Annotated in this window: 10 protein-coding genes; 4 read left to right on the top strand and 6 right to left on the bottom strand. The window is 31.3% G+C overall.

All coding sequences use genetic code 11. The features are described 5' to 3' along the window. Positions 1 to 57 precede the first annotated feature (57 nt). Entirely contained in the window at positions 58 to 858 is an 801-nt protein-coding gene (locus V9L05_RS06920) for a hypothetical protein (protein WP_338814911.1), read from the bottom strand. 138 nt (positions 859 to 996) lie between these two features. Next, positions 997 to 2871 carry a potassium transporter TrkG gene (locus V9L05_RS06915; protein WP_338793926.1) on the bottom strand — a complete coding sequence of 625 codons (1875 nt, stop codon included), beginning with the start codon at positions 2869 to 2871 and terminating at the stop codon, positions 997 to 999. A gap of 342 nt (positions 2872 to 3213) precedes the next feature. On the opposite strand from V9L05_RS06915, the gene asnS reads away from it, so the two are divergent. Next, positions 3214 to 5226 carry an asparagine--tRNA ligase gene (gene asnS, locus V9L05_RS06910; protein WP_338814910.1) on the top strand — a complete coding sequence of 671 codons (2013 nt, stop codon included), beginning with the start codon at positions 3214 to 3216 and terminating at the stop codon, positions 5224 to 5226. Between the two features lie 2 nt (positions 5227 to 5228). After that, a complete protein-coding gene (locus tag V9L05_RS06905) occupies positions 5229 to 5657 on the top strand; it encodes a hypothetical protein (RefSeq protein ID WP_338793928.1) in 429 nt (142 codons plus the stop codon). A gap of 441 nt (positions 5658 to 6098) precedes the next feature. Here V9L05_RS06905 and V9L05_RS06900 read toward each other — a convergent pair whose 3' ends face one another. Next, the gene (locus tag V9L05_RS06900; RefSeq protein WP_338793929.1) at positions 6099 to 6716 is read right to left on the bottom strand and encodes an SET domain-containing protein-lysine N-methyltransferase; all 618 of its coding nucleotides are present in this window, start codon (positions 6714 to 6716) and stop codon (positions 6099 to 6101) included. Positions 6717 to 7173: 457 nt separating this feature from the next. Continuing rightward, entirely contained in the window at positions 7174 to 7890 is a 717-nt protein-coding gene (locus V9L05_RS06895) for a YceI family protein (protein ID WP_338814908.1), read from the bottom strand. 225 nt (positions 7891 to 8115) lie between these two features. Between V9L05_RS06895 and murF the strand changes: the two genes are divergently transcribed. After that, positions 8116 to 9474 (top strand): UDP-N-acetylmuramoyl-tripeptide--D-alanyl-D-alanine ligase, encoded by a 1359-nt coding sequence (gene murF, locus V9L05_RS06890; protein ID WP_338814907.1) that lies wholly within the window; start codon positions 8116 to 8118, stop codon positions 9472 to 9474. A gap of 73 nt (positions 9475 to 9547) precedes the next feature. Continuing rightward, on the top strand, positions 9548 to 10378 hold the full coding sequence (locus V9L05_RS06885; protein ID WP_338814906.1) for a hypothetical protein: 831 nt from the start codon (positions 9548 to 9550) through the stop codon (positions 10376 to 10378). Positions 10379 to 10513: 135 nt separating this feature from the next. Here the strand turns inward: V9L05_RS06885 and phaC are convergent, their stop codons facing one another. Continuing rightward, positions 10514 to 11593 (bottom strand): class III poly(R)-hydroxyalkanoic acid synthase subunit PhaC, encoded by a 1080-nt coding sequence (gene phaC, locus V9L05_RS06880; protein ID WP_338793933.1) that lies wholly within the window; start codon positions 11591 to 11593, stop codon positions 10514 to 10516. Between the two features lie 338 nt (positions 11594 to 11931). After that, on the bottom strand, positions 11932 to 13458 hold the full coding sequence (locus V9L05_RS06875; protein ID WP_338814905.1) for a poly(R)-hydroxyalkanoic acid synthase subunit PhaE: 1527 nt from the start codon (positions 13456 to 13458) through the stop codon (positions 11932 to 11934). Positions 13459 to 14002: the final 544 nt, after the last annotated feature.

Raw genomic sequence — 14002 nt, 5'->3', positions numbered from 1 at the left:
ATCACAGGAAAAATAACGTAGATTTTGAAAGCAAAGAAGATGAAAAATAGTATGTAGTTATTTTTGATTTAATACAGGAATAGTATAAGGTAATTCTTCTAAAAATTTACTCCAATATGGGATTTCATGTGCAAGTACCATTGTATGATAACTTATTTTTTGCTGTTGTGTTGTGCTAATCTCTAAAGAAAGTATATGACTATCAGCTATTGCATTGGCATACATAGAAGACATAAATTTGAGTGAATACTTTAGTTCTTTAATTTCATCAAACTTAACTCTAATCTCTTTATTATTTCTTTTATAATTGATGGATTGATTTTTTGAATCAAGCACTATATAAGTAGCTTTTTTAGGATTATCTTTTATCTGAAATGCTTGCTTCTTCTTATAGATTTTTGCTATAATACCAAGAACTCCTAACTCTAGAAAACCAAGTAAAGCACCAAATATCGGAGAAGTATTTGCTCCAAGCCAAAATGTAGAAACCAACAGGAGTATCATAAAAAAAACACCTCCTAAAACCATTATCATAGCAGTTTTGGCAAACTCTCTATTTCCTTCTTTGACTTCCTTAGCAAAATAATTTCCTTTTCTAAACAAAAAAGGTAAATACTCTAAAGGTTTTGCAACCAACTGTAAAGATTTAGCAATAGGAATTTCAGAAAGCGTTTCTTCTTGATTACAATGCGTACCTCCCAAATACTCCCAACTTTCTATAAAAAAAGCAGACTTACAAGCAGCACAAATCACAACAGTATGCCCTTCTTCTATTTTTTCGCCTGTGATTGGGTCAATTCGTTCTTGTTTTAAAAAATCTGAATGGGTGCTTTGGTCTAAATGATGCTTATTTAGCATTTATAAAGAATTATTGTTGTAAGTAAGTAACAGGTATTGTAATTGTAACTTTCTCAAAAAAGAAAAAACCTCTACTTGTTTAACGACTTTTCACGTTCTAGGTTCTGTTTTATTGTGGCTTCTAAAATCCAAATTAGTTTATCCTACCATTACGTGAGCATTCGGATAACGATACGAGTTCGTAACAACAGCATTACTAAGAGCAAGAGCAAGTGTAAGTGTTCCGACACGCCCTAAATACATAGAAGCGATAATAATTACTTTTCCCCAAAAAGAAAGTTCACTTGTTAAGTTCATACTAATTCCGACAGTTGCAAACGCCGAAACCTGTTCGAAAATAATCTTTAGGATAAATTTTGTATCATTTGGAGAGGAGGGTTCTTGCACCAACAGCAAAAGAAAAATAGCTAAGATATTATAAGCAATTGCAAATATAAAGATTGCAAATGCCTTTCTGATAAGTTCATCTGGAATAGTTCGGTTTGCAATTACGATGCGTTCCTGTCTTCTAATACTAGCAACAGCAGCCACAAAAACCAAAACAAAAGTAGTGATTTTGATACCTCCAGCCGTCGAACCAGAAGATGCACCAATAAACATCAGAACCAAACACATCATAATTGTAGCAGGATTTAGAGCTTCAAAATCCATTGTATTAAAACCTGCAGTTCTTGTTGTCATGGACTGAAAAAGGGCTGTTACAAAGGCTTGAATAATTGTTCTATCAGTTAGTTTTTCTATTTCTAACAACAAAAATCCAATTGTACCGATAGCAAGTAATGTAAAAGTCGTATAAACATTGATTTTGGTTACTACATTCCATTGTTTCCAAGGTTTGACAAAACGCTCTTTTATACTTTTGAATGAAAAAATATCCTCAATGGTTGTATATCCAAGTCCACCCAAAACAACAATCCAAACAATAATAAAATGTAGGTTATACATTCTATCAATTTTATAATTTGTATCTGCCATTCCACCAGAAAATAAACTAAAACCACCATTACAAAAGGCTGAAACTGAATGAAAAAAGGAGAAAAATATTTTATCTCCAATACCTTCAAACTGCTGACTTTGCTCCCAAAGTTCTTCATCCCAAGCATAGTAAATACCTATTGTACCCAAAATTTCTATAAAAAGAGTAATCAAAACGACTTTGCGAAGAAGTTTTGTAGCAGAAACTAGTGATTCACTACTCAAATAATCTTGAATAATAGATTGATGTTTTATACCTACACCTTGTGTCAGAAAACTTGCAAAAAATGTAGCAAAAGATACCATTCCTATTCCTCCAAGCTGTATCAAAACAAGAATTACAATTTGTCCTTTTAGTGTAAAAGCAGTTGCTGTATCAACTACAATAAGTCCAGTAACACAAGAGGCACTTGTAGAAGTAAAAATGGCATCAATCAAATCCATACTACTCTTCCCAGGAGTCATTGTAGGAAGCATAAGCATTCCTGCTCCCATCAAAATCAAAAGAACAAAACTAAGGAGGAATGTAGTGGCTGGTTTATAACTTATTTCTGAAAGATGTGTGGTAATTCGTGTCAAATCCAATCCCACCATTAAAAGCATATAGATTGACAGAAAATGCTGATTAGATAACTCTGGATTAGAAAAACCCAAAAGCTCAAAGTAATAATAGGTTATTCTAAAATTAAGAATATAATTAATTGACCCACAGAAAATAACAAAAGCTATCAGAAGAGCTTCAAACCAATTTCTGCGTAAAAAATCTATCCAATGCGAGTCATAAACAACCCGAAAGATAAAAAATATAGCAAAGGCAAAAAATATAATATCAAGTGTTCCAAAAATTACTCGTTCTATAGCAGCATCTACATAAAAACCATAACGATATACCAAAAAACCAAGCGCAATAGCTGAACAGATTACTGAAAGAGTCTTTATCAGTAATAAAATTCTGTCCCTACTTTCATACACATGATTTTGGTAACGTTCCCGAAAAGTATTTTTGTAATTAAAAAAACGAGTTTTAAAATTGTTCAATTAGTATTTATAATTTTACTTTTTAATCAGTTGTGTAGCTAGATAAATCTATAAGAAAAATAGAGTTTACTAGTTGCAATACGAACATAAATTGAATTTTAGTTCAAAGAAACAAATTTTTTTGGCAAAATAATAATCAAATAAACTTGAAACTTAGTAGATTAAGTCTATTTTTATAAAAAAATGAACCTTACAGCGACTATTTTGGGTTTCAATTTTATATTTTGAAAAAAATGACGTTGTTTTGTACTACGTAGCTGTCAGCTTCCAAGCTGTCAGGAAAATACAAAGACTTTAATTTATGATACTTTAAACGATAGCTTGGAAGCTATTGGCTACATTATGAAAAGACAAGATATAAAAGACTTATTAGAGTCAAAAGAATTTGACCAACCTGTCCATACAAAAGGATGGATTCGTGGAGAACGTGGAAATGCGTATGTTCGTTTTTTAGGACTTAATGACGGTTCTAGCCTTGAAAATATTCAAGTAGTGGCTGATGCCGAAAAGTTTGATGAAAATCTTAGAAAACGTTTTAATGTAGGTGCTTCTGTTTCTATTACAGGAACTTTAGTAGAATCAAAAGGAAAAGGACAGAATGTAGAAATTATAGCTGATTCGATAGAGATTTTGGGTGATGCTGATGCTGAAAAGTATCCTATTCAACCAAAAGCGCATTCAATGGAGTTTTTGAGAGAAAATGCTCATTTGCGTAGCCGTACAACTACTTTTGGTGCAATTTTTCGTTTGCGTCATGCGCTTTCTTATGCTATTCATAATTATTTCAATGAACGTCGTTTTTATTACTGGCATTCTCCAATCCTTACAGCTTCTGATGCAGAAGGAGCCGGAGAAATTTTTAGAGTAACTAATTTAGGTTATGATGAAAAACCTCATTACAAGGTAAACGAAATCTCATTTGGTAAAAATATTATTTGGGGAGATTTCACGTACTCTGATAAAGAAAATAGAGGTCTAGATAAGTTAAAGTATCATTTTTATATGGAACTGATGCAAAAAACTAGAAAGACTTTTGAAAATTACATTAGGGAAAACGAGGATTTTAAAGAGTTACTATTAAAATATCTTGATTTCCAAAATGAAGAAGCTAGAAAATCAAGTGAACTTGACGACCTACGAGTTCGTACAAATCACGAATCAATAACAGAGCCACCAGCAGAGAGGATTGATGAAGATAGGCTTTCTGAATACATAGTTGGACATTTGATTAGATATAGAGAAGCTTCTATGATTAAAATCGTAAAATTATGGAACGATTTTACAGACGATGAAAGCAAGTGCAAAATAGAAAAATATATTAATAAGTTTTTCAAGGAAAACGAATCTGAATTTTTAAATATTGTAAAAAAGAATTTTGTTCAAAACACAAATCATGAAATAGAAAGTATAGAGTTTTACGTAGATAATCCACTATTAAAGTTTTGTTTTAATAACTGGACTTTAAAAAGCCACCCTACTGAAATTCTTAACGAGTTCTTCGGAAAACCAACCAACCTTACTGTTTCTGGACAGCTAGAAGCCGAATTAGGAGCTTTAGGTTTGGGAAGAGTTTATACTTTTGGACCTACTTTTAGAGCTGAAAACTCAAATACTGCTCGTCATTTAGCCGAATTTTGGATGGTAGAACCAGAGATGGCTTTCTATGATTTGAAAGATAATATGGATTTGGTAGAAGATTTCTTGAAGTATCTTATCAAATATGCTTTAGAAAATTACAGAGAAGAAATTGAATTTTTAGATGCAAAATTTGTAAAAGAAAATTCAATGAAGAAAAAAGAAGAACGTGCAGAAATGGGGCTGATTCAAAAATTAGAATTTGTTTTAGCAAATGATTTCAAGCGTATTACTTATACAGAAGCGATTGATGTTTTACTTAACTCTAAGCATTACAAAAAAGGAAAATTCACGTATGATGTAAAATGGGGAGTTGATTTACAATCCGAACACGAACGTTTCTTAGTAGAAAAACACTTCAAAACGCCTGTTATTCTTTATAACTATCCAAAAGACATAAAAGCATTTTATATGCGTCAAAACGATGGCGAAGAAGCAGGAAAAGAAACCGTAGCAGCAATGGACGTACTTTTCCCAGGTATTGGGGAGATTGTAGGAGGTTCACAGCGTGAAGAGCGTTTAGAAAGATTACAAGCACGTACTGATGCAATGGGAATTACGGAAGAGCTTTGGTGGTATTTGGATACTCGTAAGTTTGGAACAGTTCCACACTCAGGTTTCGGACTTGGTTTTGAGCGTTTGATACTCTTTATTACTGGAATGGGAAATATTAGAGATGTAATTCCTTTTCCAAGAACACCTAAAAATGCTGAGTTTTAAGAATGCAGGAAATAACAATAGAAATTGATTCTAATGAAGATATTTGGAAACTTGTTGATAAAAGTTTGAATTATATTTTTATCAGTAATTTTAATCCAAATTCTTCTATTTCTTGGTGGAAAACAGATTTAAAAGTTTCAGAGAATCAAAATTTAAGGAATATTTCTGTTCGAGATATGAGTTTGGATTTACAAGTAGATTTAGTAACTCTTAAAGAAATAATTGAATTAAATACACGAACTTTGGTTATCTATCAGTTTGCTAAACCTATTCCAGACACACTTTTAGTAAATCAGTTAATGGAACAATCAAAAGAGAATATCCTAATTCAGAATGGTTTAAAACATTGTTTTAGTGCTGTTTATGAATTCTTGACTATACGGTCTTTTGATGAAAATTTTATCAAAAATATTCAGCAAAGCATAGAGTAATCTCAAAAAGTCTTTTCTAATTAATTTAGGAAAGACTTTTTACTTTTTTAGTTTTAAATGTAATTTGTGTAGATTTATTAAAAATCAATTAAACTAACTTGGCTCTTCTGACAATTTAGCGAAATTATAAAAGGATGTGCGTTCGTTTTAGCTTCGCTGAGGGTTACACCGTTCTCAAAAACGAACGAAACACTTCCTCAGAAGCGTGATATTACTTAAATCACGCTTCTGAGGAAGCGTTTTTTTCAGTTCTGAGGAACTGAACACACAATGTTTCGCTAAAAAGTCGGAAGAGCCACTAATTTTATGAAATAAGGAAAATTCAAGAACGCTAAAAAGTCAGAAGAGGCAAAAAAGTGAGGTCAATAACAAAAATCCTTTCCATAATTATATTGAAAAGGATTAGATATAATTTCAAAAGAAAACTACACACTTTTTTATCTATGAATGCTGTAGAATTCCATTATTCTCACTTTTTTTTAGTCGCAGTGAATAAACGGATTTGTAATTTTTCCCTGTGTCTAAATAATTTTTGAGTTTCTGAAATAGATTTTCATCAATATATTTTTCTAAGGCTTGTTCTGAATCTTTGTAATGCTTCATAGCATCTTTTATTTCTTCGTCCCATTTGCCAAACAAAACATCAAAATCAGAAGGACTGATATGTTTTCTGCAATCTTTTGAATCACATCCACACTCAAAATTCTGTTCTAAATTGAAGATAGCATATTCATCTGTAATTTCTTCATCAGGCTCAATATCACGAAGCGCAATTTCAAATCCGTAGCCTGTACTGATTGTATTTCGGCTACACGAATGATTTACATATTTTGCAAAATCCCAACTTACAATTCTATATCCTCGCTCATCACGATATGAATATTTATCTACTACACCACGAGCATACTCATCTAGTTTTGCGTATTTTTTTGGAGTTACCTCAATTTCTAAACTGTCTTTTACATAGACAATTGTTCCTTTAGGAATAAATTCTTTTGCGAAAACGCCATAGCCAATTTCAGGACTTACAAAGCGAAGTTCGGTAGAGGGATGAATCATGTGTTATAAAAAGTTTATAAAAACAATGAATGACTGAAAGAATTTTGAACAAAATTAATTAATTTAATAATTCTACTAATTAATAGACTTTTACTGCCTTGATAGCAATAAGTTTAAATTTTATCTGCTAATAATTAAATAAAATTGTGCTGAATAAGAACGTAAAAATGAGAAATTAGTTGTAGAAAAAAAGCCTTTTTTGAATATTTTTGAAAAAATAGATTTTTAGCAATAAAAAGTCTCTTTCGATATTAAAATTTTAAAATAAGGTGATTAATAGATTTATTTTTATCAAAAATTTAAAAATGCTTATCTTCTAATTTTATTTCTCTACAAAAAATAGTAACCCACAAAAAAAGCCAACAAAACTAAAATAGTCTTGTCGGCTTGTCTTTAAACTTGATTTTCGAATTTCATTCTGATAATGAATTCAAAAATTTCTCTAAACAAACGATTTTTACATACCTGCTTTAGCAGTGATATCAAATCCTACATTTACAGTATTATTGATAAATTTGTCTTTTACTTTAGCAGTACCTTCTGCCATAAAGCTAACATTGAATTCTGTACGGTCAAGGTTAAATTTTGCACTTGCTTTTACTTCACCTTCTGCTGGCATAGTTACATTTGCATAAAAGCTAATTGCTTTTTCTACATCCATCATTTTAAGGTTACCTGTAATTTTGTGAGTTGGGTTCTCAGTAGAATGTTCTCCTTCTACTACTTCAATTGTTGAAGCATCAACAGGCTCAACATTTGTGATAGTGAAAGTAGAAGTTGGATATGTTTCAACAGCAAAAAAATCAGGGCTTTGAAGGTGTCCTACCAATTTACCATTATCTTCAGCTTCTTCAATATCTAATACTTTAATGTCTGTCATGTTGATAGTAATTGTACCACCTGTAAGCATGCCATTTTCTACCATTAATTTAGAATCTGGAGAAATGCCTAAAGTTCCATTGTGCTGACCACCTGGTTTTGAACCAATCCAAGTAACTGCACTAGCAGAAGGATCAACCATAAGTTCTTTGGAAGTTTGAGTGTCTTGAGGAACAACAGCAACTGTATCAGCTACTTCAGCCTCTTGGCTTTTAGGAGCATTGTTACAACTTGAAAGGAACGATAATGAACCTGCTACTAAAATAGCACTAGCAAATAAAGAAATACTTTTCATAATAAAGTGAGGTTAAGTTTTGAAAAGACAAATGTAAATAAAATAATTGTAGGTACAACTATTTCAACTACTTTTTTTTGATTTAAAATCGAAATATTTTTTTTTCTTTGATATTAGAGGGCATAACTCTTAGTTGCTACTATTGTTTTTGTATTTTTGTTCTGACAAATTATTAAATTCCTTCTTGAATTCTTTCTATCATTTTTATTCTTAATTATTTTTCAAATGACTACTCTTCCTATCTTATACGAAATCTTTTTAGAATCTTCTGGTGTTTCGACAGATACTCGCCATGTAAAAGACAACGAACTTTTTTTTGCTTTAAAAGGAGATAATTTTGATGGAAACAAATTTGCCTATCAAGCCTTAGAAAAAGGAGCTTCTCATGTTGTTATTGATGATTCAAGTGTTATTCCTAGTTTTGATGAACATGACCAAAAGAAATTAGCTTATAAGAACAAATATCTATTGGTAGAAAATGTATTAGAATCACTTCAAAAACTAGCTAATTTCCACAGAAAACAGTTTACTATTCCTTTTATCGGAATAACAGGAAGTAATGGAAAAACAACTACAAAGGAGCTTTTACGTTCTGTTCTTTCTCAAAAATTCAAAACATATTCTACTGAAGGAAATCTGAATAATCATATTGGTGTGCCTCTTACTATTCTTAGAATGCCAACAAATACAGAAATTGCCATTGTAGAAATGGGAGCAAATAAGGTAGGCGATATTGAAGAGCTTTGCAGCATTACAGAACCTAATTATGGAATGATTACCAATATTGGAAATGCTCATTTACAGGGTTTTGGTAGCTATGAAGGAGTTTTGAGAGGAAAAACAGAATTATATCAATCACTAATAAAAAATAATGGAACTGTTTTTATAAACAGTAATGATTCTGTTTTGATGAACATGGAAAAACGTTTTGAAGATGGAAAAGTAATGAAATATGGAACAGAGAATATAGAAAATTATTATTCGGCTACACTCTCTGAATCTGTACCTATCATTATTTATAAAGATGAGGACAATAATAAAGTTCAGACTCAACTTACAGGTGCATACAATTTTCCAAATATTTTGGCTGCCTTAGCTTTTGGCAAATTTTTCGGTCTTTCTTATTCTCAAATGAATAAAGGAATTTCAGATTATCTACCAAAAAATAACCGTTCACAAGTCGAAGAGCGAAAAGAAACGAAAAATACTTTGCTGCTTGATGCCTATAATGCAAACCCTGATAGTATGAAGGCTGCTTTACTGCACTTAGAAGCAATGCCAAGAAATGGAAAGAAGAAAGTCGCTATTTTGGCAGATATGTTTGAAATAGGAAAAGAATCATTTATCAAGCACAAGGAAATTTTAGGTTTTGCCTTACAACTCAAAATTGATAAAATAATCGTTTGTGGAAAAGACTTTTCAACAGCCAAAACTGCTGGAAATATTGTTTCTAGTCTGATTTTGAGTTTTGCAGATAAGAAAGAATTAGCTGAGTATTTAGAGAAAAACCCTGTTACAGAAAGTATCATTCTATTAAAAGGTTCTAGGGGAATGGGCTTGGAAACGGTGGTGGAGCTGTTGTAACTTTCACTATCAATATTTAATCACAGATGATTAATCAAGGAAAAAGTTTATATTCTATTTTTATCTTTCAATTATGAAAATCTACATTTTATCATTAATTCTTTGCCTTTTTTCTTGTAATCCAAAGCCTATTTCTGAAAATCAAGTTATTGAAAATCAAAAAATAAAAGTAGTAGAAAATAAACTGCCTAATTTTAATGCTTATACTTCTGTACAACTAGATTCATTTTTTCAAATTTATAGAGATTCTTTATTGGATATTGTTCAGAAAAACAAGTTTGATAAAGACACAACTATAAGTAATGAGTTCAGTCAAGTTATGTATGGAATAGCTGCAAATGATTTTCCTGCATTTGTTTTTGTAGAGAATAAATATTGTGATATAGGTGGAGATGATTTTGAATGTAAGTCATTTTTATATGCTGAAAAAAATGAAGTTTTTGAGCTTGCAGAAACTTTTACAAACAAAAATTCAACTCTTTATGCGTGGTATGATAGCAGAATAGAATGTAGAGATGTAGATTTTGATAACAAATTAGATATAATCATAAAACGTCCTTGGCACATGGTTAGTAGGAGTATTGCAGAATATTATCTATTTGCAAATAGAAATTTCAAAAATTCTGATATGATTTTTTCTACTGATACATTAGGCATAAATTCTGAAAATAAAACTATCGTTTCATTTTTAGATGGTGGAATGTGTTGTCCACATAATAAGACGATAAGTAAGTGGCAAAGTGATAGTTTGGTAGAAATAAAGCATTTAGGAAAAACATATAATCATCAAGAGGGAGGCGAAATTTTAGAAGAGTTTATAATCAAAAATGGAAAAGAAATAAAGGTCAAAAGCCAAAAATTAAAGCAAGATGAAGCAGAACAGTATTTTGAAAACTACAAATAGAAAAACAAAAAAAGCATTTATTCCAAAAACTAGAATAAATGCTTTTTATAAAAATACCTCAACGACGGCAAAGCCTCGTTGACAGTTGAAAACTATCCGTTGTCGGTGTCCCACCGACGACATAAAAATCACAAATTAATCACGCTCTTTCAACCATTCTGCAACCTTAGGAGCAAGTTCTTTTTGAGAACGTCCACCTACAAAAACTCCGATGTGTCCACCTGGGAATTCGTATAATGTTTTGTCTTTCGAACCTACATTATCATTCAAAGGTTTAGTTGCCGAAGGTGGAACTAAATGGTCTTCTGAAGCATAAATAGTCAGAATTGGATTTTTTATATCGCTTAAATTTACTGTTTTCTTTCCTAACGTAAATTCTCCTTTTATGAGTTTATTTTCTTGATATAAGTCTTTGATAAACTTACGGTAACATTCACCTGCTTGAGAAGGACTATCGCCTACCCATTGTTCCATACGCAAGAAGTTCATCATTTTACCTTTGTCTTCCATCATATTAGTAATGGTAGCCATTTTTTTGAATTTGCTAAGTGGTTTCAACATATCAAAACCCATATTCAGAAATTCCCCTGGTACAAGACCATCATTTCCATCTACTACTTTATCTACATCTAAATCTCTTGACCACTTGAATAAAAGACCATCATCTGTATTGAAATCAAAAGGAGCAACAAGGGTAATCAAATTTTTGATTTTGTCTTGATTAAGAGCCGTATAAATAGTAGAAAATGTTCCACCCTGACAAACACCAAGCAAATTTATTTTGTCAATTCCATGTTCATTTCTAACAAAATTTACACAAGAATTAAGGTAACCATTGATATAATCTTCCATCGTCAAATATCTATCTACACGAGAAGGATAGCCCCAGTCAATCAAATAAATATCAATGCCATTATCTAGTAAATTTCTGATAAAACTACGATCAGATTGCAAATCCATCATATCAAAACGATTTACGAGTGCATAAGCAATCAATAAAGGCGTTTTGAGACTACGTTTAGAAGAAGAATAACGGTATAATTTTACTTTATCTTCACTCCAAACAAGTTCTTTTTGAGCTGTTGCGACATCAATTTCTTCTACATCATTGAGCATTTGATAGCCTTTTACGAGCTTTTCAGTTTGCTCAGTAATTTCTTTTGTAAAACTTTCAAATACATTAGTAGGTGTATTTTCTTGGTTTTGATTTGCCATAATAAAATTTAGTTTGTGTGTATTTTGTATTTATTGTAGCACACTCTTTAGAGTGTGAGCATTTTTGTCATACGTATTTTCCGAACCTTAAAAGTTATGGTACGCTTCGCACACTAAAGTGTACGCTACAAAATACGCTTTTTTTCATCAAAAACCCCAACTTCACTATGAAGTCAGGGTTTTTATCGAAGGAAATGTTAGATTTCACTAGAATACAGTTTTACTAAAAAAACTATACTTACATTCTGAATAACTACTCAACTTCAGAATGGTTTTGATTCAATTTTGGTTTATACCAATGGTAGTACCAAAATGATTTTAACTCTTCAACTCAAAAACTATTTTGTAGTTTTCTTACGAGTTGTAGTTTTTGTAGCAGGCTTAGATTCTTCAGTAGGAACTAAAGTTTCTGATTTGCTTACAGGAGCTTCACTTGCTTGGTACGCTTTATCTTTTGCTTCTGACGAAACAGAAGAATTTGCATTGTTTTCTAGCTCACGAATGCGAGCTTTCAATGCGTGTACTTGTTTAGCAAGTTCATCAATTTCAGAATTCAAAACTACAGGATAAGGAGAAAGAACTTGTTCCATTCCTTTATTAAAGCTTGTTTTCAAATCTAATTGAAGAGCCAAAACTTCGCCTTGTAATTTAGAAAATTCGTCACCTTTGAAAATATCAATCATATTTCCTTCTAAGTGATTGAGCCAGTTCATATAGAACTCATTGTATGTATTTACGTTTCCGTCTTTTGCTGCCTCAAACATTTTAGTCATAAACTCTTCAGAGCTACTTTTTACTGTTTTACCAATAATAGCATTCATATCAGCCATTTTTGTTTGGTAATCAAATAAAATAGTTTGCATTTGAGAGAAAAGTTTGATTGACTCTTTTTCTTTGCTTGGAGGCATTAATTTATAAAACGGAGCATATAATTTTTCCATACGCTCATATATTTCTTTACCAAACTGAGGGTTTGAGATGTTCATGTTTTCCATGTTCATCATACCCATCATTTTAGACATGTCAAAGTTATTCATGTCCATTTTTGGCATCATAGAAGAGAATTTTTCGATCATTTCAGTATAAGGAGCGAACATTGGGTTATTAATCATCGTAGTACGATATTGCTCAACCATTTTGTTCATCTGCTCACTCATTTGTCCGAAGTTGGCAAAGCCAAACTGTGAAGGATTTTGAGCAAACATTCCTTTTGCCATTTCTTGCAATTTGTCCATGTTCATCATTTTGAAGTATTCTTGTACATCAAAATTTTTGTTATTGGTCATTTGCACAAATGGTTTCCACATTTCGTAGGCATCGAAATAGGTTTTTGCTCCTTTAGTCATGTTTTCAAAAGCTTCTTGCATTGGTTGCATTGCTTTGAAAGCAGGATTAGAAGTCATCATTTTTTTGCTCTCATTCATCATCTCGGTAGTAGAATCTAACCAAGTTTTGTAAGAGCTAGTCATCATTTCTTGCATTTTGGTAGCATTTTCTTGCATATTTAATACATTTTTGCCACCTTCATTAGTCATTTGAGCCATTTTCAACTGACGGTCAGCCATTTCACTCATTGTATCCATCCACTTTTTAGAAAGTGATGATTGTTGTTCCATAAGTTGAGTTACTTGTTCTGGCATAGTTTCAGAAGAAATTGTTTTGCCTTTTTCTACTGCTTCAGAGATGATGCTTTTTTGGTTGTCGTACCAATTTTTATACATGTCCGTAGCTTGCTCCATTACTTTGCCTTCTTTAGCTGCTTCTTGGAGCTGACGAGTAGAACCTACCCAGTTTTCCACGATTTTGTTTTGAGTAGTTGCCCAAAAATCTAACATTTCCTTCGTAGAATCCATTACGTTTGCCATAGTATATTAAAAAGTTTAATTGGTAAAAAATAAGCACAATTCAAATGTACGAGGTATTTTTGACACTACAAAATCTTGTATGTACGCAGCTAACCCTCTCATTTTGAACAAAATGACTGTTTTGTTTTGTATTTTTTTTAATAAAAAAAAGAATATTTGGAAATATATCAAAAATACAATATAAAAACGATGTTTTATTGCCAAATAATCAATTTTAAAAAGTTGCACAATAATCCAAAGTTCTGTAAATCAGTAAATTATAATTTAAAAAAAAGGATTTTTTTTGATAAAAAGCTCTAATTATGCTTTAAAAAGTGAAACTATTATTTTTCTGTTACAAGTAGATTAATTTTTTTTTACGTTGTTTCAAATTAGATAGGATACAAGGTATTTGGAAATAATAAACAACATTTTTATCTTATGTGACTTCTATCTTGTTTTAGACAAAAAAATAACTTTTTACTAAACAGAATTCATAATAAGTAATTTTAAACTTGTCGAAAAAGTAATTACAATTATTGTTGGTACAGTTATTTTTAGTATT

This window comes from Bernardetia sp. Wsw4-3y2 (assembly GCF_037126295.1).
In the GTDB taxonomy this organism is placed as follows: domain Bacteria; phylum Bacteroidota; class Bacteroidia; order Cytophagales; family Bernardetiaceae; genus Bernardetia.
The sequence above is the reverse complement of the archived record's forward strand: the minus strand, read 5'-3'. Positions and strand labels throughout refer to the sequence as shown.

Excerpts from the sequence above, each read along its gene's own strand:
- asnS (WP_338814910.1), top strand. The coding sequence starts at position 3,214 with ATGAAAAGACAAGATATAAAAGACTTATTAGAGTCAAAAGAATTTGAC.
- V9L05_RS06920 (WP_338814911.1), bottom strand. The coding sequence starts at position 858 with ATGCTAAATAAGCATCATTTAGACCAAAGCACCCATTCAGATTTTTTA.
- V9L05_RS06900 (WP_338793929.1), bottom strand. The coding sequence starts at position 6,716 with ATGATTCATCCCTCTACCGAACTTCGCTTTGTAAGTCCTGAAATTGGC.
- V9L05_RS06885 (WP_338814906.1), top strand. The coding sequence starts at position 9,548 with ATGAAAATCTACATTTTATCATTAATTCTTTGCCTTTTTTCTTGTAAT.
- V9L05_RS06895 (WP_338814908.1), bottom strand. The coding sequence starts at position 7,890 with ATGAAAAGTATTTCTTTATTTGCTAGTGCTATTTTAGTAGCAGGTTCA.
- phaC (WP_338793933.1), bottom strand. The coding sequence starts at position 11,593 with ATGGCAAATCAAAACCAAGAAAATACACCTACTAATGTATTTGAAAGT.
- murF (WP_338814907.1), top strand. The coding sequence starts at position 8,116 with ATGACTACTCTTCCTATCTTATACGAAATCTTTTTAGAATCTTCTGGT.
- V9L05_RS06905 (WP_338793928.1), top strand. The coding sequence starts at position 5,229 with ATGCAGGAAATAACAATAGAAATTGATTCTAATGAAGATATTTGGAAA.
- V9L05_RS06875 (WP_338814905.1), bottom strand. The coding sequence starts at position 13,458 with ATGGCAAACGTAATGGATTCTACGAAGGAAATGTTAGATTTTTGGGCA.